A 19675-nucleotide genomic window follows, 5' to 3' on the forward strand; every position below is an offset into this window, starting at 1 on the left:
TCTCGTTCGGGTGGAAAGTCGGCGTCAGCCGACGGTGACGGGCAGATCCGCGATACCGAGCGGACCGAGGATGCGCTGGAATTTGCCGGTGGTCTCGGCCAGTTCGGCGGCCGGATCGGACGCGGCGACGATCCCGCCGCCCGCGTGCGCGAGCAGGGTGGTGCCGTCCGTGGACAGTTCGGCGCAGCGGATGCTCACCATCCACTCGCCGTTGCCGTCGGCATCGCACCAGCCGACCGCGCCCGCGTAGAAGCCGCGCTCGCCTTCGAGTTCGGCGATCAGGCGCGCCGCGGCGCCGGTGGGGGTGCCGCAGATCGCGGGCGTCGGGTGCAGTGCCACCGCGAGCTCGAGCGCGGACGGCCCGGCCAGGGGCACGGTCGCCGAGATCGGTGTGCCGAGGTGCCACATCGCGGGCGTGGAGGTGAGTTGCGGTGCGGGCGTGTCGACTTCGGCGCACCGGTCGCTCAGCACGGCGGCGACCTGGTCGACGACGTAGCGGTGCTCGGCGTGGTCCTTGGCCGAGGTGAGCAGGGTGTCGGCGGCACGGCGGTCCGCCTCGGCATCATCGAGAACGCGGCGGGCCGAGCCGGCCAGCGGATGACTCAGCACCTCGTTGCCGATGCGGCGCACCAGGATCTCCGGGCTGGAGCCGACGAGATGGCGACCGGGATAGCGCCCACCGGCGGCGGAGAGGTCGACCAGGAAACCGTTCGACTGCGGGTCGGAGGCGACCATCAGATCAAGGAAGTCGAGCGCCCGAACAGGGGCCGCCGCGACAGCGCGAAGTGCCCTGGCCAGCACGACTTTACGCACCGGATGCGCCGGACTGCCGAGCAGCTCGACGGCGGTGGCGACGCGACGCTGGTGTTCCTCCGGCGCGGGCACCGCTTCGTCGAGCTCGAACCGGGGCACCGTGACATGGGGCCGGGGCAGGTGCGGCGAGTCCGTGACGGTCACCGAGTCCGGCGCCCACAGTGCTGTCGGCGCCCCGGGGGTGAAGGGCAGTGCGCCGACGATGTGGCTGATCCGCCCGCTGCGCAGCGCGGTAACCGCGTCGTGCGCCGACCGGAAGATCGTCCCGCCCGCGGACGCGGAGACGGTCCGCTGCGGACGGGACAGGACAAAAGCGGGGTCTGAACTGTCGGTACTGATGGTGATCACCCTTTCGGTCACATATCTAGCGTTGCGCCACCGTCGACCCGCAGGTCATGCATGGTGATGTGGCGGGCGCCGTCGGACGCCAGGAAGTGGACGGCCGACGCGATGTCGGCGGGAGCGGCGATGCGGCGCAACGGGATCCCGAGCCGGTAGGCGGCGGGATCGCCGTCGAGCAGCGCGGTCTCGGCGGAGTCGTCGAGTGGTGTGCCGCCGAACATGTCGCGCAGCATGGCGGTATCGGTGGAGCCGGGGGAGACCAGGTTGACCCGCACACCCATCGGCGCGACCTGCAAGGCGAGCGATCTGGTGAACGCGGTGGCGGCGGCCTTGGCGGCGCCGTAGGCGGCCATGCCGACCCGGGGCGCGGCCGCGGCATTGGAAGAGACCACGACGACGGATCCGCTGCCGGCGGCGGCCATGTCGGTGGCGGCGCGCTGGGTGACCAGCATGGTTCCGGTGGCGTTGACGGTCAGGCAGCGTGCCCAGTCGTCCACTCCGAGCTCGAGGGCGGTTCCGCCGACCATGACTCCAGCGGCGTGTACCAGCACCTCGACGCGGCCGTGTTCGGTGGCGAGGCGGTCGAATGCCGCGCGCACCGCGTCGGGGTCGGTGATGTCGACGGTGACGCCATGCACGGATGCGCCTTCGCTGCCGCGCCCGGCGGCCGTGCCGAGATCAGCGGATGCTGCTGTGGCACAGGAGCTCTCGATGTCGGCGGCGGTGTCGTGGACCGCGGGATCGAGGTCCCACAGCGAGACCACGCGGTCCTCGGCCGCGAATCGCGCGGCGATCGCGGCGCCGATACCCCCGGCCGCGCCGGTGACGACGACGATCCGCCCACGGGAGTCCCCATTCAACATGAGGTTAGCCTAACCTGAATCCGTCGTCATTTGGTTAGCTTCCCTCATAACCTCGGGCGGCGATACCGGAATGCCCGCTGGAAAGAGGTGCTCGACTTGACCGAACCCGTACTCCCCGGCTTCACCCCGTGGCCCGCTGACCTGGCGCAACGCTATCGGAGCCAAAACCTTTGGGCTGGTGCGACATTCGGCGATGTCCTCGCCGCGCGCGCCGCCGCCGCGCCGGATCGGATCGCGGTTCTGGACACCGACAACCGCTGGACCTACGCCGAACTCCACCACCGGTCGCGCTCGCTCGCCACCGGCCTGGCCCGCCTCGAAATCAAGCAAGGCGACCGGGTGCTTGTGCAGCTGCCCAACCGCGCCGAATTCGTCGAGGTGATCTTCGCGCTGTTCGAGCTCGGCGCGCTGCCGGTGTTCTGCCTGCCCGCGCACCGGGCCGCCGAGCTGGTACCGATCGCCAGGGCCGCCGCGGCGACCGCGATGATCACCAGCGCGACCCATCAGCGCTTCGACTACGCCGCACTGGCGGAGTCGGTGCGCGCCGAGGTGCCCAGTCTGCGCGAGATCCTGCTCGTTCTCGACGAGGGGCAGAAGGCGCCGGACGGGGCCAACGATATCGCCGAGTTCCGCGACGAGCCAACGGATTTGACCGGTCCAAAGTCCGGCGACGTCGCGTTCCTGCAACTGTCCGGCGGCAGCACCGGCATCCCGAAGCTCATCGCCCGCACCCACGACGACTACCTCTACAGCGTGCGCCGCAGCGCCGAGATCTGTGAACTCGACAGTGACACGGTCTATCTCGCGACGCTTCCGGTCGCCCACAACTTCCCGATGAGCTCGCCGGGCATCCTGGGCGCGCTGTGGGTCGGTGGCGCGGTGGCGATGACGCCCGATCCCACGCCGGCGACGGCCTTCCCGCTGATCGAGCAATTCGGTGTCACCATCACCGGCCTGGTGCCGCCGCTGGCCCGGCTGTGGACCGAGCGCGCGGAAGCGGGCCGGACGTCCGATCTGTCCAGCCTGCGGGTGCTCCAGGTGGGTGGCGCCCGCTGCCAGGACGAACTGGCCCGCCGGATCGGGCCCGCGCTCGGTGTCACCCTGCAGCAGGTGTTCGGGATGGCCGAGGGTCTGGTCTGCTACACCCGGCTCGACGATCCGATCGACGTGGTGGTGAGCACCCAGGGGCGGCCGATGTCGGAGTTCGACCAGATCGCGGTCGTCGACGACAACGGCGCCGAGGTGGCGCCGGGCGCGCAGGGCAATCTGATCACCCAGGGCCCGTACACGATTCGCGGCTACTACGACAATCCCGAGGCCGATGCCCGTAGCTTCACCGCCGACGGCTGGTACCGCACCGGCGACATCGTCTCGGTGCGGCCCGACGGCAATCTGGTGGTCGCCGGTCGCGCCGGTGACTGGGTGAACCGCGGTGGGGAGAAGGTGTCGGCCGAGGAGCTCGAGGCGCATCTGCTCGAGCACCCCGACGTGCGCGACGCCGTCATTGTCGGCACCCCGGATCCGATACTGGGACAGCGCATCTGCGCTTTCGTCCAGCCCGCCGATCCGGCGCAGCGGCCGACGCTGACCGCCGTGCGCAAGTTCGTACGCGAGCGCGGGGTCGCGGCGTGGAAGATGCCCGACGCGGTGGTCGTGGTCGACCAGTTCCCCGAGACCGGCGTCGGCAAGACCAGCCGCAAGGAACTGCGGAAGTTGCTGGCCGACGGCGCGCACGGGAACTGAACCCGCAGGGGGTGGCGTGCCAGGCACGCCACCCCGCGGCTCAGGCCAGCAGTTCGATCCAGCTGCCGAGGACGGGATCGCCTGCGAGCGTGGGGAAGTCGATATCCGCATGTCCTGCGGACCGCCATTTCTCCACCAGCGACATGATGCGCACCGAATCGAGCCCGGCATCGAGCAGATCGGTCTGCGCGGTCAGTTCGGCCGGATCGACACCTAGTACGCTCGCCACGTCACCGATCACCTGTTCGTCGGTCATCTGTCATTCCTCTCGATCGAAGTCGGCGACGCCGCGCTTCCAGTACCCGGCGATGAGCGAGTCCTTGGGGCCGATGCCAAGGTCGTTGCGGATGATCTTGCGGACCCCGCGCAGGCAGCCCGCCTCGCCGGCCACCCACGCGTAGACACGGTGTCCGGCAGGCACTTCCACCTCGCGCACGGCCTGCTCGAGGATGTCGCCGGTGCCGGGCTCCAGCTCGCCGCGGTGCAGCCAGCGCACGCGGACGCCGGCGGGCGGGTCGAGCGGGATCTCCTCCGCGGGCCCGGCCACCTCGATGAACGCCCAGCCGGTGGTGTCGCGCGGCATGCGCTCCAGCCAGCGGGCGATGGCGGGCAGCGCGGTGATGTCACCGGCGAGCAGATAGTCGTCGTAGGTCTCCGGGATGACGACGCCGCCGGGCGGACCGGCGATGTGCACCTTGGTGCCCGGGGTGACCGCGGCCGCCCAGTCGGAGGCCAGGCCGCCGGGATGGATGACGAAATCGATGTCGAGCTCGCCGTCCTCGATGCTGTGGCGGCGCACGGTGTACTCACGCGAGACCGGCCGCGGGTTACCCCACTCGAGCATCGTGCCCTCGAGCTTGGGCAGCCGCAGCACGCCGTCTTCGCCCGGGAAGATCAGGCGCACATGCTCATCCGGCACATAGCTGTGGAACTTCGCGATGTCGGGGCCGCCGAAGGTGATCCGCAGCAGCGCGGCGCCGACGGGGACGACCCGCAACACCTCCACTTCCTGCAGGCCGATCGGGTACGGCACCTTGGCGTAGTGGTCCCCGGCGAGCACCTCGGCGATGTTCGCGGCATAGTCACTGCGATCCTTCACCGTTTTCCTTTCTGTGCAGCGGCCCGGCGACGAGCGCCATCAGGCCGGTGAGTACCAGGACCGCGACGCCGTAGAGCACGAGCGCGCGTCCGGGAGCCAACATCTGGCCGACGACACCGGCCACCATGGAGCCGACCGCGGTACCTGCGACCGACTGGACCATCAGCAGACCCGACATCCGTCCACGCATGTGGTCGGGCGCCGCCTGCTGCAGCATCGTGTAGCGCAGCACCATGTTCACCGCTCTGGCCAGGCCGAACCCGGCGAGCCCGAGGAACACCAGCGCCGCGTGCGACCACAGCCCGGCCGCGATCACGCCGATCGGCATCAGCGCCAGCGAGACCAGCAGTGCCAGACCGGTATTGACGCGCGACATCCAGCCGCTGGTGAGCGTGCCGAGCACCGCGCCGGCACCGGGCGCGGCATAGAGCAAGCCGAGGGTGCCCGGCCCCGCGTCGAGTTCGACATCGGCGAAGGCGGGCAGCAGCACCAGCGGTCCGCTGACGAGCATCCCGATCAGGCCGGTCAGCAGGAGGAGCCGGATGGATTCGTGGCGCGCCGCGAAACCGATGCCCGCCGCCAGCTCGCGCACCGGGTTCTGCAGATCGCGTTGCGGTGGCGGCGACGGTCCGATCGCGGTGATCAGCCCGACTGTCGCGGTGGTCGCGAGCGCGCAGAGGAAATAGGCCGTGGCCACACCGGTTTTCGCGACGAGCAGACCGGCGATCGCCGGGGTGAGCATCGTGCCCAGGTCGGTGGTCAGCGAGACCAGCGCGCCTGCGGCCGCCACCTTCTCGCGGCCGACCAGCACCGGAACCATGGCCATCAGCGCCGAACCGCTCACCCCGCCCGCGAGGCCGTCGATGACGGCGGCGAGATAGATGGCGGACAGGAACGGATCCGGCAGCACGGCATTCACGCCGAGCAGCAGGAAGCCGACACCCGCAGCACTGCGCGCCCATTGGATCACCGTGCGGCGGTCGTACCGGTCGGCGACCACACCGCCGGCGAGACTGCCGACGAACAGGGCCGCCGCGGTCGTGGTGGCGACCCCGGCGACCTGCACACTCGAGCCGGTCAGCTGATAGACCTGCAGCGGCAGGGCCACCATGAGCAGGCCGATGCCGAGCACCGACACCAGCCGCGCCGCGAACGCGCACCGGAACGGGCGCGAGGCCCGCAGCGGGCTGAGGTCGATGAGCAGTCCCGTGGTCACTTGAAGCGTTCCACGAGCAGATCGAGGGTGGTCATGACGGTTCGGTAGTCGGGCCGCGAGCTGGTGGCGGGCAGTTCGAAGACCTTGTTCGCCGTGAACGAGGGCAGCGTGGCGTAGAGCGGGTCGGCGCGCAGTTCCGCGAGCGAACGACCGCCGCTGAGCGGGATGGTGAACAGCACGGGCGCGTCGATCACGGTGTTGAGCAGCTCCGGGCTGAAGCTGATGAAGTCGGCGCTCTGCTCCTTGGCCGGGTTGCCCGCCTTGGCCTCCACCTGGGTGTCCAGGGTGAAGCCGACTTCGGCAAGCAGGGCGGGCAGGGCGGCGGTTGGCACGAAGACCGTCGGCTTCTGGCTCTTGATCGACTGCATCACCACGGTCGCGCCGACGGGCGGTTTGATCTTGCTCTTGGCCTCGGTCAGCTTGGCCTGGTAGTTCGCGATCAGGGTGTCGACGTTGGCCGGCTTGTTGACGGTCGCGGCGATGAACCGCAGCTGGTCCTGCCAGTAGGTGGTCTCCGTCGGCATCAGCACGGTCGGGGCGATCGCGCTGAGCTGGTCGTAGGCATTGACCGACTGCTGGCCCGGGTAGCCCTGGCCGCCGCCGATGATCAGATCGGGGCGCTGGGCGGCGATGAACTCGAGGTTGATGTTCTCGCCGGACGGCACGGCCTGGGTGCCCTGCTTCTTCGCGTCCTCGGCCCAGCCGGTGGGGAACTCGCCCGGCTTGTTCGGGACACCGAGCAGGCGCGGATCCGCAGCGACGACCGTGGCCTCGAGGTCGTAGAGATAGCCGGCCAGATTGCCGTTGAGCACGACGATGCGCTGCGGGTCGGCGGGCACCTTGATCGGGCCCTTCGCCGACGGCACCGCACGCGGGCCCGTGTCGGCGGTGTCGGAGGACGAGTTGCCGCACGCGGTGAGCACCGCGACCAGCGTGAGAACCAGCAGGGCGAGGGCGGCGCGGAGCCTGCCCGAAGATCGGTTGGTGAACATGGACGGGGAATTCCTCATTTCTTCAGTGCACCTGTGCGGCGTTCTCCGCCAGTGGAATCACCAGTGGCGTACCGGTTTCCGGGTCGTCGACGATGCGGCACCGCAACGAGAACACCTCGTGGACCAGCTCCGCGGTGACGATCTCGGCGGGCTCACCGCAGGCGACGACCCGCCCGTCGCGCATGGCGATCAGGTGGTCGGCGTAGCGGAAGGCATGGTTGAGGTCGTGCAGTACCGCGACGACCGTGCGTCCCGAATCGCGATTGAGCGAGCGGCACAGGTCAAGCAGCTGGATCTGATAGGCGATATCGAGATAGGTGGTCGGCTCGTCGAGCAGGATGATGGGCGTCTGCTGGGCGAGCACCATCGAGATCCACACCCGCTGCCGCTGACCACCCGACAGCTCCTCGACCGGACGCGCCGACAACTCGGCGACGCCGGTGGCTTCCATCGCCGCCGCGACCGCCTCCTCATCGGTGCGCGACCACTGTCGCAGCAGCGTCTGATGCGGATAGCGGCCGCGCGCAACGAGATCCGCAACGCGGATGCCGTCGGGCGCGGTCGAGGTCTGTGGCAGCAGGCCGACCTGGCGGGCCAATTCCTTGGCCGGGTAGTCGGTCACCGGCTTGCCGTCGAGCAGCACCGTGCCGGATTCGGGGGCGAGCAGCCGGGCCAGCGCGCGCAGCAGCGTCGACTTGCCGCAGGCGTTCGGGCCGATGATCACGGTGAACTTGCCGTCCGGGATGTCCACGGAGAGTTGATCACTGATCGTGCGGCCCTTGTAGCCGAGCCGGACCTGGTCGGCGCGCAACCGCGCGGCGTGAGAGTCGTTCATATCGCTTTCCCTATTTCCGGCGCGCTTCGGCGACGAGCAGATACGCCAGGTACAGGCCGCCGATCGAGCCGGTGACGATGCCGACCGGGATGGTGGTCGGCGCGAAGGCGTGCTGGGCGATCCAGTCGCAGGTGATCAGCAGGGTCGCGCCCATCGCCGCGGCGGGGACCAGCGCGATCGACGGAGTGCGGGTGAGCTTGCGCGCCAGGTGCGGTGCGGCCAGCGCGACGAAGGCGATCGGTCCGGCGACAGCCGTTGCCAGCGAGGTGAATCCGACGCTGAGCGCGATCAGCCAGCCGGTCGCCTTGCTCGCGTCGAGCCCGAGGGCGCGCGCGGTGTCGTCACCGAGTTCGAGGATCTGCAGGCGGGGCGCGGCCGGGATCAGCGCCAGCGCCAGCACGGCCAGGATGAGCATCGTCGGTGCGACCTGCGGCCACGACAGTCCGTTGAGCGAGCCCGCGCCCCAGGCCGCCGCCGACATCGCCGCGTCCAGGTCGGCCCGCATGATCAGCCAGGTGTTGACCGAGGCGAGCATGGCGCTCACGCCGATGCCGACGATGATCAGCCGGAAGCCGGTGACGTTGTGCCGGAAGGCCAGCAGGTGAATCACCAGGGCGGCGCCGAGCCCACCGATCATCGCGCCCGCCGCGGTCTGGAAGCTGCCGCCGCCGAGGATCAGGATCACCAGCAGCGCACCGGTGTAGGCGCCGGTGCTGAACCCGATGATGTCGGGGCTGCCCAGCGGATTCCGGGTGACCGACTGCAGGATCGCGCCGCTCACGCCGAGCGCCGCACCGAGGGCCAGCGCCATCAGGATGCGTGGCAGTCGCCAGTCCCAGACCACCAGCCGGTCGAAGCGCTCGTCGCCGATGAACAGTGCGCGCAGCACGCGCGGCGCGGGAATCGGGAAATCGCCGCTGCCCAGGGCGAAGACGGCGGTGGCGACGGCGATTACGAGCAGAATCGCGCACACCACCACGGTGCGCACGCCGATCCTGGTGGTCAGATCGAGGCGCCGCGGTCGCACCACGAGCATGCTGCGCCCGAAATCGATTTTCGTACTCACGCTGTGTCCTTTCGGCACGCTCGAGCGCCCTGCGTGGTTACGCGAGCTGCCTCCTCCGGGCGCTGACCGCTCATGCCGCGGCTCCCACTCGTGAACGGCGGGCCAGCCAGATCAGCATCGGCGCGCCGAGGAATGCTGTGACCAGGCCGGCGGGCACCTCGTCGGGACGAATGATGATGCGGCCCAGGACATCCGCTGTGAGGACCAGCAGCGGCGCGAGCACCAGCGAGTACGCGAAGATCCAGCGCTGATCGGGGCCGACCAGCCGGCGGGCGATGTGTGGCACCGCGAGACCGACGAAGGCGATCGGGCCGACGGCCGCGGTCGCGGTGCCGCACAGCAGCACCAGCGCCAGTGCGGTGAGCAGCCGCGTGCGGGTGACGTGCACGCCCAGCGAACGGGCCAGATCGTCGCCGAGGGCAACGGCATTGAGTGACCGCGCGCAGACCGCGGCAATCAGCAGCCCGGCCACGATGAACGGCGCGGCGCCCGCGATGATGTCGAACCCGCGGCCGGTGAGCGAACCCGCGTCCCAGCGCCGCATCTCGTCGAAAGCCTTGGGGTCGAGCAGGATCAGGCCGCGGGTGAGTCCGCCGAGCACCGCGGTGGCGGCGACTCCGGCCAGGGTCAGGCGGATCGGATCGGTGCCGGTGTGGCCCGCGGTGCCGAGCCGGTACACGATCACCGAGACCAGCGCGGCGCCGGCGAAGCCGAACCAGACATAGGACGTGATCTCACTCACTCCGAGCACCCCCACCGCGACCGTGATCGCGAAGGCAGCGCCCGCGTTCACACCCAGCAATCCGGGGTCGGCGAGCGGGTTACGGGTCAGGCCCTGCATCAGGCAGCCCGCGACGCCGAGGGCCAGTCCGGCGAGCAGTCCTAGAACCGTTCGCGGCAGCCGGTATTCGGTGACGGTGACGTGGTCCGGTGTGGTCGCAGGTCCGGTCAGCGCCAGCCAGACTTCGCCCGCCGGAATCGATTTCGTCCCGACCAGCAGGCTCAGCAAACAGGCCGCGATCAGCAACGCGACCGTCAGCAACCAGCCGCACCAGCGCGGACTTCTCATCAGGGGAATCTCTCTCACGTGGAACTACATCTCAGGGGAGGTTAGCCTAAGAAACGGTTAGATAGGTGAGCCTTGCCTGACTGCAAAGAGTTTAGCTAGAGCAAGGTCTTGATAGGTGAGGCTTACCTAGCTATGGTTCCGGTTCGTTCGGTCCGCAGCTTCTGCGCCGCGCAGCTCACCACGAGGAACACGAAAGGTTCACCCCCGTGAAAATCACCAAGTTCGCCCTGCTGGCCTCGACCGTCAGCGTTGCCCTCGGCATCGCGGCCGGTACCAGCCACGCAGCGCCCGCCGCGGACCCGAACGCGCCGATCAACTACACCGCGAGCACCACCGGGGATGCCACGATCATCGGCACCGACTCGGGCTCGATGGTCGTCGAGGACGGTGTGTTCAAGATCAAGGCGGCCGACGGTACAACGGTCGCGGGCACCGAACTGTCCTTCCGCGTGGACGAATTCGTCTTCCCGATCGCCGCCGAGATCTCCGGCAACACCGCCACCCTGACCCCGAAGTTCGACCTCACGCACGCCACCTACAAGCCGGTCGCGCTGCCCTACGAGAGCCAGGCGCCCTGGAAGAGCGAGTACGACCGTGAGGTCGCGGCCTGGAGCCGGATGACCGGCACCATCTCGCTGGGTGCCAGCATCGCCACCCTCGTCGGCGGTCTCGGCGGCGCGGCTGTCGGTTGCGTGCTCGGCGGCATCCTGTCGGCCACCGTCATCATGGCGACGATCGTCGGCCTGTTCGGTCCATTCCTGCCCGCCGCCGCGGTCGGCTGCATCGCGGGCGCGCTCGTCGCGGGCCCGGTCGGCACCCTCGCCGGCCAGATCTTCATCACCGCGCCGATCGCGATCATGGCCGCGGCCCAGTACTTCACCACCATCAACTCCCCGATGCCGAACAACCCCGCGCCCGCCAAGTAGGCCGCACCCCAAGAACTCTCGTGGAGGGGACAACTCGACGAGACACCGAATCCCGCCCGATCCCCATCGGGCGGGATTTCGCCGTGTCCGAACCCACCGAGTGGTGTCGGGCGAAATTCGTCGAGTGCAGCCCGACCCGGTCGGGCATCATGCTGGAATGCACGACTGGCCTGCGCTCGACACCGGCGAGATCCCGGCCCCGGAGCTGGTTGCGGCGTGGGTAGCGCTCGACGCTATTCCGTCCGAACGGATCCCGCTCTGGGCAGCACACTGGCTGGTGGACGGCCATGACGGTGAAGCCCTCAGGAATCTAGCTGGGCTAGGCGGTACGGAGACCCACGAGGTCCGCGACATCCTGCCCGCAGCGCTGGCCGACTGCACCGTGGCTATCCCCGACTCGGCCGCAGCCGCGGCCCAGGTGGCGTTCACCAACCTCGCGCGTTTGCATGCCGGCAACCGGGCCAGTGAAATCTGGGTTCTGGCCAAGGTTTGCGACATCGTCACCCGGTCCGACTATGACGGCAGCATCATCGCTCTTCCGCTCGGCCAGATATTCGGCCTCGAAGACGAATGGGCAGCGGGCTGGGGCCGAACGCATTAGCAACTCGCACTCGAGATTCAGAACGCATGCAGAGCCCAACTTGCCACGAGCCACCTGGCAAACGACCACTGACCCGCCGCACCGTCGAGCGGCTCGCGGTTAGTCGGCATCGATGATCGGCTCCGCCCATGCAGCCGGTGCGAACCCCCAGCCCCAGACGGGCGGTTCGGATTCACCTGTCGTCATCTCGGCGACGGCCGCGCCCGCGTGCTGGCCGGGCTCTGCGTAGTAGACCCGCTTGCGGACCCTCGACGACAAGTTGATGCGATACTTCAGCCCCTCGACGTCGACGATTCCGCACACATGGCCGGGCTCGTCCACCGAACTCGACACGACCGAGACCGACCAGCCCTCTTTGCCTGCCCTCCAGATCCACACCTCGAAGGCACGCTGCTTGTCGTCCCTCCTCGATACGGAGGCGATGATCTGGATGGGGTCTTTCCGGTTGTCCACCCCGATCACCCTATGGCGGGTCGGCCTCGGCTGCGGTCCGTGGCGGAGCTCCGCCCGATCCCCATCGGGCGGGATTTCGCCGTGTCTTCCTCCACTCGTTGATAATTCGACAGATGTCGCGAGTTCTATGGTCTCGGCGCAGGCACGTCTTGGGGGGTATTCCATGGATCCGCAGCAACAGCCCTACTCGCAGCAGTACGGCGGTCCCGGGCAGCAGCCGAGGGGCGAGTCGATCGAGGTCTCGCATGTGTGACGAGCACACCGCTCGCCGTCTGAGTCGTGTTCGGGCGCTTGTGGTCTGGTGTCGGCCGAGCGATTGGGCTTGTGTGGCCCTCACCGTCTGGGGTCTGACGATTTGGACGGCGGAAATCCTGTCCGTCGTGGGTGGAGTCGAGGACGGCGCATCCACTATCGGGCTGGCTGTCGCGCTGCCCCTGTCCGGACTGCTCTTCTACGCCGCGGCAGCCCGGGTGAATCGGGGTCTCCGGGTGGTCGCCGGGCCCGGTTGCCGGATGGCGGCCCGCTACGCCGCCGACGCGGTGGAACTGGGGCAGACCGGTCGCCGGGTCACCCTCCGCTATAGCGGTGTCAAGAAGGTCATCGTCCGCGGCGGCGTGGTCCTTTTGCAGCCCAGAGGTTTTCACTTCGAGGCCATATACGACTACGGCCTCTTCCTGCTCCGCGAAATCGTCCCCGACGATGCCGTTGCCCGCATCCGTGCTGCGCGCGGCTGAGGCGAGCCACAGGTTCGCTGGTCGCTCTGAGTGGACGTCACCGCACCGACGTTACCGACGGATCGGCGGCACGTGCCAGGCATTTTTCGGCGTCGCGGTCGGTGCGCGGACACAGAAGTCATTGGACATTACCGGGCCGGTCCAACGAGTATGGGCGCGGTGTCCACACGTAATGAACAGCTCAGGCTCGTCGAACCGCCGCGTCAGCCGGAGGATCCGGGTGAGCGGTTTCCGTGGTCGGCGGCCATAGACTCCACCTATTCCACCCGCGACGCCATCGACGCACTCGCGCTCGCGCCGTTCCTGCGCGGCGATCAATCCTTCGCCCGCCAGGCCCATCTGGACCGGGTGCGACCCGACGCGCCGCTACGGCCGGCCGATTCGCGGATCGTGCGCTCGGTGGCCGACGACGACAGCAGCGCGCTGCTCGCCGAAGGCGAAGGCTGGTCGCTGCGGGCGGTGCGCTGGGCGGGCGGTTCGGCCACCGTCGAGGTGACCGCCGTCAGCGACGAACTCGCCGTCGACGTGCTGGCCAGGGCAACGGCCGAAGCCGTGCAGCCGCCGGGTGCCGGCTCCACCGTGGAGATGGGGTTCTGGCACATGGATGTCCGGCGGCCACTGCGCAGGCGCCGCCAGATCAGCGCGCCCGCCTGGTCGGAGATCCGCGGCAACTACGCCGCGGCGGTGTCGGCGAGCATGGATCGGCTGATGGCGCTCGAGGTCGCCGACATCAGGGGCAGGCTGGTGCTGCTGCACGGCGAGCCCGGCACCGGCAAGACCACCGCGCTGCGCGCGCTGGCGCGGGCGTGGTCGTCGTGGTGTCAGGTCGACTGCGTCGTCGACCCGGAGGAACTGTTCAGCAATCCCGGCTATCTCATGGAGGTGGCCGCCGGCGCCGACGGTGACGACGGCAGCCGCTGGCGCCTGCTGGTGCTGGAGGACTGTGACGAGCTCATCCGCGGCGAGGCGAAAGAGGCTGCGGGACAGAAGCTCTCGCGACTGCTCAATCTCACCGACGGCATGCTCGGCCAGGGCCGCAATGTGCTGATCGCGGTCACCACCAACGAGGATCTGTCCCGGCTGCACCCCGCGGTGGTGCGACCCGGCCGCTGCCTGGCCCAGATCGAGGTCGGCCGGTTGTCGGCGCCCGAGGCGCGGGATTGGCTGGCCGCGCAGGACTGCCCGCCGGGCGAGTCGATCGGCCGGGAGGGCGCCACCCTCGCCGAACTGGTCGCCCGCCGCGACGGCGAGATCCAGATCCAGTCGGTCGGCCAGGACGCGACCGAGGTTGGCATGTACCTGTGATCACGCCGGGATATGCGCCTTGACCAGCTCGGTGAGGTGACGGCCGACGCGGTCCAGCGGCTCGGTGCTGTGCTTGGCCAGCGACATCACCACCGCGCCCTCGATCGTCGCGATGACCGTCGTCGCCAGGGAGCGGGCGGTGTCGGGGGCGATGTTCTCCGCGCGCAGCCGCGTCTCCAGCGCCTGCTCCCAGTCGTCGAACGCCTCGCCCGCGGCGTCGGCGGCCGCTGGTGACTCCGAGCGCCCGAGCGCGGCGGCCACGATCGGGCAGCCTGCGAGGAAATCGCTGGATTCGACGACCTGCTTCCACGCCTCGGCGAAGGAGGCGATGGTCTCGTCCGGTTTGGCGCTCTCGCTGAACGTCTCGATCAGCGTCGTCATCGCCCGGCCCGCGACTCGGGTGGCCTCGGTGATCAGCTCGGACTTGCCGCCGGGGAAGTTCAGATAGATCGTCCGGCGGGAGAGCCCGCTGTGGTCGAGCAGCTGCGCGACGCCGGTCCCGGTCACGCCGTTGCGGCGCACCAGGTCGATCGCGCTCTGCACGAGTCCGTCGCGTGCTGCCATCGGCGTCCTTTCGGTCGGTCCGATTGAAGTATACCGATCGGTGTACTACCGTCGGGTAGGTACACCGATCGGTGTACTCGATGCGCGGAGGAGCCGACGATGACAGCCCTGAGCGATCAGCTCGCCCTGCCCTGCGGCCAAGTGCTGCCCAACCGGCTGATGAAGGCCGCGCTGAGCGAGGGTCTCGGCACCGCCGCCGGCGCACCGGACGAACGCCTCGAGCGGCTCTACAGCCGGTGGGGCACCGGCGGCTTCGGCTTGGTCGTCACCGGCAATGTGATGGTCGACCCCGATCATCTCGGCGAGCCGGGCAATGTCGTCATCGCCGACGAACGCCACCTCGACGACCTGTCCCGCTGGGCGCGGACCGCCAAGGACGGCGGCGCCCGGCTCTGGATGCAGATCAATCACCCTGGCCGACAGGCGAATCCGCTCGCGACCCGGTCCCAGCCGGTGGCGCCGTCGGCGATCGGCCTCGGCCTGCCCGGCATCCCGGCGCCGCGCGCGCTCACCGACGCCGAGATCGTCGACATCGTCGGCCGCTTCGCCACCACCGCGCGGATCGCGGAGCGCGCCGGCTTCGACGGCGTGCAGATCCACGGCGCGCACGGCTATCTCGTCTCGCAGTTCCTCTCGCCGTCGGCCAATCAGCGCGACGACCGGTGGGGTGGCGATCCGGACCGGCGCGCGCGCTTCGTGCTCGAGGTGGTCCGCGCCATCAGGGCCGAGGTGTCGCCGTCGTTCGCCGTCGCGATCAAGCTCAACTCCGCGGACTTCCAGCGCGGCGGCTTCACCGAGGACGAGTCGCGCGCGGTGGTGCGGCGGCTCGCCGCCGAGCGGCTCGATCTGATCGAGATCAGCGGTGGCAGTTACGAATCGCCCGCGATGATGGGCAGGCCGGTGGCTCGCTCGGCGAGCACCGTCGCGCGCGAGGCGTACTTCCTCGAGTACGCCCAGTCGGTGCGGGCGGCCGCCGGGTCGGTGCCGCTGGCCGTCACCGGCGGGTTCCGGTCTCGCGTTGCCATGGTCGACGCGGTCGAGTCGGGGGAGTGCGATGTGGTCGGCCTCGGCCGTCCCAGCGCTGTTGCCCCCGGCGCGGCCGGTGACATCCTGCACCGGCGCACCGAGCGGCTGCATTCGCCGAGCGTCTCGCTCGGCCTGCCGGCGCGGGTGTCGACGCTGCCCAATGTCAAGAGCCTCGAAGGCGCGCTCGATCTGCAGTGGCACACCGATCAGCTCCACCGCATCGGTGCGGGCGCCGACCCCGATCCCGAGCGCACACCGTGGCTCACGGCGGCGGCGATGCTGAAGCACCATGGTGTCGACGCGTTCCGGAGCCGAAGGGGTTCGACCGCGCCGAAGGACCCGACGCTACGTAAGTTCGAGGTCGAACGCGCGGTCGGGCGTTACCTCGCCAACCCGGCGGTTCGCGCGCTGAGCAGGCTCGGCATCCGCACCTCGTTCGCTACCGAGCTGGAGACGACCGGCCGCAAATCCGGGCTGGCCAGGACCGTCCCGGTGTCGGTGGCCTTCGACGACACCGGCGCGTGGGTGATCAGCCAGCACGGGACCAGGTCGGGCTGGGCGGCCAATATCGGCGCCGAGCCGAAAGTCCGGGTACGCCAAGGCAATCGGTGGCGTACCGGCATCGCCGAGCTGCGCCCGGCCGACGACGTCGTCGCGCGGGCCCGCAGCTTCGCCCCCAACCCGGTGCTCGCCGGGCTGACGGCGGCGACGTTCCGCGCGTTGCAGAGCACCCCGGTCTCGGTCCGGATCACCTTCACCGACTGACGACCTTCGCCGCGGCCGCGCAGGCCAGGGTGAGCACCAGCGGAACGGCCAGCGCCGCGGTGAGCGGGATGACGGCGGTCAGCCACCCGATCACCGCGGGGCCGGCCAGCAGACCCAGATAGCCGATGGTGAACACCCGGGACATGTCGGTGGCCGCGGTCGTGCCACCGAGATTGCCTGCGGCGGTGAAGATCTGGGGTACACCACCGGCGAGACCGAGGCCGCACATCGCCCAGCCGACGAGGGTGAGCGGCAGCCACGGCGACGCGATGACCACGCCGAGCCCGGCGGCGGCGAGCAGACTGCCGAACCGCAGGATGGCGACCGGCCCGATCGCCGCGCTGACCCGGTCGGCGAGGAACCGGCCGAGCGTCATGGTGGCGGAGAAGGCGCCGAACGCGAGGGCGGCGTCGGATTCGGACGCGCCGAGATGCTCCCTGACCTGCAATGCGCTCCAGTCGCCCGCCACGCCCTCGGCGAGCAACAGGACGAAGGCGATCCCGCCGAGCGAGAGCACCTTGCGTGTCCGGTCGCGGTTTTCCTGGCGGGCATCTTTTCCGGTCGACACCGGGGTCGATTCGGTCGCGAGGTCGCGGGCTGCCCTGTCGGATCGGTCGGTCCTGGGTTTCGCGGTGGCCTCTGGCCCGCTGGCGTCGTAATGCTCTGGCCGCGAACCTGTTTCGGGGTGGTGGTGCCGGATCAGGCGGGGGACGAGCACCGCGGTGACGACGAGTCCGGCGATGCCCGCGCAGGTCAGGGTCAGCTGCGGGGACCAGCCTGCGCGTTGGGTGGCGGCGCCGACCAGCGCACCGACGAAGCCGCCACAGGAGAACATGGCGTGGAAGGCCGACATGATCGGGCGGTGGTAGGCGCGTTCGACGTGCACCGCCTGGGTGTTCATCGAGACGTCGAGCGCGCCGTTGCCGAAACCGAAACAGGCCAGCGCGATCGCCAGGGTGACCGGATTCGCCGCCAGCGCGGGACCGATCACCGTCACCGAGATCGTGGTGGCGGCCAAGGCGACGAGCGTCCGGCTGCCGAACCGGTCGGCCGCCGGACCAGCGAGCCGCATCCCCACGAGCGCGGCCCCGGCCAGCAGCAACACGAACATCCCGAGCAGCGAGGACGACACCCCGGCCCGATCCGTGATCGCCGGGATGTGCACCACCCACATGGCCAGCAGGAACCCGTTGAGCGTGAACGCGGCGAAGACCGCGGCCCTGGCCAACCGAAGCTCGCGGTCGATCGTCGCTGGGGTCACCAATTCGACGGTACCGGCACCGGCCCCACTGCACACCGAACCGAGATCACCACGCTCCGGTGGCGGTCGGCTCGCGCGCGGTGCCGCCATCGGAGCGTGGTGATCCGATCACGCCTGGGGTGTCCACACACCGGTGGCCGCGACCTCCTTCGCGTACTCGCTGAAATCCCGCGGCGCGCGACCGAGCGCCCGCTGCACACCGTCGGCGGTCGCGGAGTTGCGGCCGTCGAGGATCGTGCCGAAGAGGTAGTCGAGCAGGCTGATCATGTCGGTGGGCAGCTGGTATTCGGTCAGTGCCGCAACGAAGTCCGGGCGAGAGATCGGGATGAAGGCGATCTCGCGGCCGGTGGCCGTGGCGATCTCGCCGACCGCCTCGGCGAAGGTCAGCGCCCGCGCACCGCTGATCTCGTAGATCTGGCCCGCGTGGCGCGGGTCGGTGAGCGCGGCCACGGCCACCTCGGCGATGTCGTCGGCGTGCGCGAACGGTTCGGGCACGTCACCGTTGGGCAGGGCGACCGCGCCGGCCAGCACGTCACCGAGGAAGGCGCCCTCGCTGAAGTTCTCGGCGAAGAAGCTGCACCGCACGACGGTCCAGGCCAGGCCCGAATCCTCCACGATCAGTTCGCATTCGCGCGCCTCGGGTTCGCCGCGGCCCGACACCAGCACCACCGATCGCACGCCGGCCGCCCGTGCGGCCGCGGTGAACGCGCGGATGACGTCCGGTGCGCCGGGGACGGCGAGATCCGGCTGGTAGGACAGGTAGATCGAGTCGACGCCCGCCAGGGCGGGGCCCCAGGTTTCCCGATCGGTCCAGTCGAACGGGATCGGGGCGGTGCGTGAGCCGAGCCGGACCGGGTGGCCCGCTGCCTCGAGGAGGGCCGCGACGCGGCTGCCGGTCTTGCCGGTGCCGCCGGTGACGAGGAAAAGCTGCTGGTGAGAAGCGGTGTTTGTCATGAGATAAGTACATCGGCCCGCGGCCTCGGGCGACATCGTCGTGCCGCTCGCGAACATGCGCCGTCGTCTACGGTGGATGTGTGGATGCGTTAGCCGGATTGCTCGAAGGTCCGCGTGCCCGCGGTGCGTTCCTGATGTGCTCGCTGCTGAACCCGCCGTGGTCGCTGCGGATCCAGGACGAGGCGCCGCTGACGGTTCTCGCGATGATCCGTGGAAAGGCTTGGGTGAGTACGGATTCCGCGCCGCCGCGGCAGCTCGGTGCGGGCGATGTCGCGATATTCCGTGGGCCGCAGCCGTATACGGTCGCCGACGATCCGGCGACCGAACCGCAGATCGTCATCCAGCCGGGTCAGGTGACCACCACGCCCGACGGTGAGATCCTGTGCGAGACACTGAGTCTCGGCGTCCGGCAGTGGGGCACCGATCCCGGCGGCGAGACGCTGATGGTCACCGGCACCTACGAATCGGCGGGTGCGGTGAGCCGACGGCTGTTGCGTGCGCTGCCGCAGGTCGCGGTCCTGCCGCGCGGTGACCTCGACACCCGCCTGCTGGATCTGCTCGTCGACGAGGCGACCAAGGACCTGCCCGCCCAGACCGTGGTGCTCGACCGCCTGCTCGACCTGCTGCTCATCGCCGCCCTGCGCGCCTGGTTCGCCCGCGACGACGCCCCAGCCTGGTACCACGCCTACAGCGATCCGCTGGTCGGCAAGGCCCTGCGCCTGCTCCAGCACAATCCGGCGCATCCCTGGACGGTGGTCGCGCTGGCCGAGGCGGTCGGCATGTCCAGGGCCGCGCTGGCCCGCCGGTTCACCGAGCTGGTCGGCGAACCGCCGATGACGTTCCTGACCGAATGGCGGCTGTCGCTGGCCGCCGATCTGCTCGCCGAATCCGATGCCACGGTCGAGGCCATCGCCCGCCAGGTCGGCTACGGCAGCGCGTTCGCGCTCAGCACCGCGTTCAAACGGCACTTCGGGGTGAGTCCACGCGACCACCGGCAGGGGAATGCCGCTGCGCTATCGTCAGCCGGGTGAGCTATCCCGTCTTGTGG

At 69.7% G+C, this 19675-nt stretch carries 20 protein-coding genes; 7 read left to right on the forward strand and 13 right to left on the reverse strand.

What is annotated here, in order from left to right; all coding sequences use genetic code 11:
• Positions 1-24 precede the first annotated feature (24 nt).
• Both IEY60_RS21365 and IEY60_RS21370 read right to left on the reverse strand, forming a co-directional pair.
• Positions 25-1173: an isochorismate synthase gene (locus tag IEY60_RS21365; protein ID WP_189030981.1), complete on the reverse strand. Its 1149-nt coding sequence runs from the start codon at positions 1171-1173 to the stop codon at positions 25-27.
• Positions 1170-2018 (reverse strand): SDR family oxidoreductase, encoded by an 849-nt coding sequence (locus tag IEY60_RS21370; RefSeq protein WP_189030983.1) that lies wholly within the window; start codon positions 2016-2018, stop codon positions 1170-1172. The genes IEY60_RS21365 and IEY60_RS21370 overlap by 4 nt, the downstream gene beginning before the upstream one ends.
• A gap of 87 nt (positions 2019-2105) precedes the next feature.
• Between IEY60_RS21370 and IEY60_RS21375 the strand changes: the two genes are divergently transcribed.
• Complete coding sequence (locus IEY60_RS21375; protein ID WP_189030985.1) at positions 2106-3761, forward strand: (2,3-dihydroxybenzoyl)adenylate synthase; 1656 nt, start codon at positions 2106-2108, stop codon at positions 3759-3761.
• A gap of 40 nt (positions 3762-3801) precedes the next feature.
• On the opposite strand, the gene IEY60_RS21380 is transcribed toward IEY60_RS21375, so the two are convergent.
• The 7 genes from IEY60_RS21380 to IEY60_RS21410 form a co-directional block, all read right to left on the reverse strand.
• Complete coding sequence (locus tag IEY60_RS21380) at positions 3802-4017, reverse strand: phosphopantetheine-binding protein (protein ID WP_189030987.1); 216 nt, start codon at positions 4015-4017, stop codon at positions 3802-3804.
• A 3-nt stretch (positions 4018-4020) separates the two neighbouring features.
• A complete protein-coding gene (locus IEY60_RS21385) occupies positions 4021-4860 on the reverse strand; it encodes a siderophore-interacting protein (RefSeq protein WP_189030989.1) in 840 nt (279 codons plus the stop codon).
• Entirely contained in the window at positions 4844-6076 is a 1233-nt protein-coding gene (gene entS / locus IEY60_RS21390; RefSeq protein WP_189030999.1) for an enterobactin transporter EntS, read from the reverse strand. The genes IEY60_RS21385 and entS overlap by 17 nt, the downstream gene beginning before the upstream one ends.
• A complete protein-coding gene (locus IEY60_RS21395; protein ID WP_189031001.1) occupies positions 6073-7068 on the reverse strand; it encodes an ABC transporter substrate-binding protein in 996 nt (331 codons plus the stop codon). Before IEY60_RS21395 ends, entS begins: the two co-directional genes overlap by 4 nt.
• Positions 7069-7090: 22 nt before the next feature.
• Positions 7091-7903 carry an ABC transporter ATP-binding protein gene (locus IEY60_RS21400; RefSeq protein ID WP_189031003.1) on the reverse strand — a complete coding sequence of 271 codons (813 nt, stop codon included), beginning with the start codon at positions 7901-7903 and terminating at the stop codon, positions 7091-7093.
• Positions 7904-7913: 10 nt separating this feature from the next.
• Positions 7914-8939 (reverse strand): FecCD family ABC transporter permease, encoded by a 1026-nt coding sequence (locus IEY60_RS21405; RefSeq protein ID WP_189031392.1) that lies wholly within the window; start codon positions 8937-8939, stop codon positions 7914-7916.
• A 100-nt stretch (positions 8940-9039) separates the two neighbouring features.
• Positions 9040-10038: an iron chelate uptake ABC transporter family permease subunit gene (locus IEY60_RS21410; protein WP_229740006.1), complete on the reverse strand. Its 999-nt coding sequence runs from the start codon at positions 10036-10038 to the stop codon at positions 9040-9042.
• Between the two features lie 206 nt (positions 10039-10244).
• On the opposite strand from IEY60_RS21410, the gene IEY60_RS21415 reads away from it, so the two are divergent.
• On the forward strand, positions 10245-10964 hold the full coding sequence (locus IEY60_RS21415; protein ID WP_189031005.1) for a DUF8020 domain-containing protein: 720 nt from the start codon (positions 10245-10247) through the stop codon (positions 10962-10964).
• A 157-nt stretch (positions 10965-11121) separates the two neighbouring features.
• Positions 11122-11565, forward strand: coding sequence for a hypothetical protein (locus IEY60_RS21420; protein WP_189031007.1), 444 nt, complete (start codon positions 11122-11124; stop codon positions 11563-11565).
• Between the two features lie 99 nt (positions 11566-11664).
• Here the strand turns inward: IEY60_RS21420 and IEY60_RS21425 are convergent, their stop codons facing one another.
• Entirely contained in the window at positions 11665-12018 is a 354-nt protein-coding gene (locus IEY60_RS21425; RefSeq protein ID WP_189031009.1) for a hypothetical protein, read from the reverse strand.
• Between the two features lie 380 nt (positions 12019-12398).
• Between IEY60_RS21425 and IEY60_RS21430 the strand changes: the two genes are divergently transcribed.
• Together IEY60_RS21430 and IEY60_RS21435 are read left to right on the forward strand one after the other, a co-directional pair.
• Positions 12399-12752, forward strand: a complete 354-nt coding sequence (locus tag IEY60_RS21430) for a hypothetical protein (protein ID WP_189031011.1) — start codon at positions 12399-12401, stop codon at positions 12750-12752.
• A gap of 150 nt (positions 12753-12902) precedes the next feature.
• On the forward strand, positions 12903-14057 hold the full coding sequence (locus IEY60_RS21435; protein WP_189031013.1) for a DUF5925 domain-containing protein: 1155 nt from the start codon (positions 12903-12905) through the stop codon (positions 14055-14057).
• Here IEY60_RS21435 and IEY60_RS21440 read toward each other — a convergent pair whose 3' ends face one another.
• A complete protein-coding gene (locus IEY60_RS21440; RefSeq protein ID WP_189031015.1) occupies positions 14058-14621 on the reverse strand; it encodes a TetR/AcrR family transcriptional regulator in 564 nt (187 codons plus the stop codon). It lies immediately after the preceding gene.
• A 99-nt stretch (positions 14622-14720) separates the two neighbouring features.
• Here IEY60_RS21440 and IEY60_RS21445 point away from each other — a divergent pair, with 99 nt between their 5' ends.
• Complete coding sequence (locus IEY60_RS21445) at positions 14721-16412, forward strand: nitroreductase family deazaflavin-dependent oxidoreductase (protein WP_189031025.1); 1692 nt, start codon at positions 14721-14723, stop codon at positions 16410-16412.
• On the opposite strand, the gene IEY60_RS21450 is transcribed toward IEY60_RS21445, so the two are convergent.
• Complete coding sequence (locus IEY60_RS21450) at positions 16402-17676, reverse strand: MFS transporter (RefSeq protein ID WP_373291745.1); 1275 nt, start codon at positions 17674-17676, stop codon at positions 16402-16404. The two genes, IEY60_RS21445 and IEY60_RS21450, sit on opposite strands and share 11 nt — an antisense overlap.
• 105 nt (positions 17677-17781) lie before the next feature.
• Positions 17782-18627, reverse strand: coding sequence for an NAD(P)H-binding protein (locus tag IEY60_RS21455; protein ID WP_189031029.1), 846 nt, complete (start codon positions 18625-18627; stop codon positions 17782-17784).
• A gap of 80 nt (positions 18628-18707) precedes the next feature.
• On the opposite strand from IEY60_RS21455, the gene IEY60_RS21460 reads away from it, so the two are divergent.
• On the forward strand, positions 18708-19658 hold the full coding sequence (locus IEY60_RS21460; protein WP_189031031.1) for an AraC family transcriptional regulator: 951 nt from the start codon (positions 18708-18710) through the stop codon (positions 19656-19658).
• Positions 19659-19675 lie beyond the last annotated feature (17 nt).

Origin of the sequence: Nocardia rhizosphaerihabitans (assembly GCF_014646295.1) — a bacterium.
In the GTDB taxonomy this organism is placed as follows: Bacteria; Actinomycetota; Actinomycetes; order Mycobacteriales; family Mycobacteriaceae; genus Nocardia; species Nocardia rhizosphaerihabitans.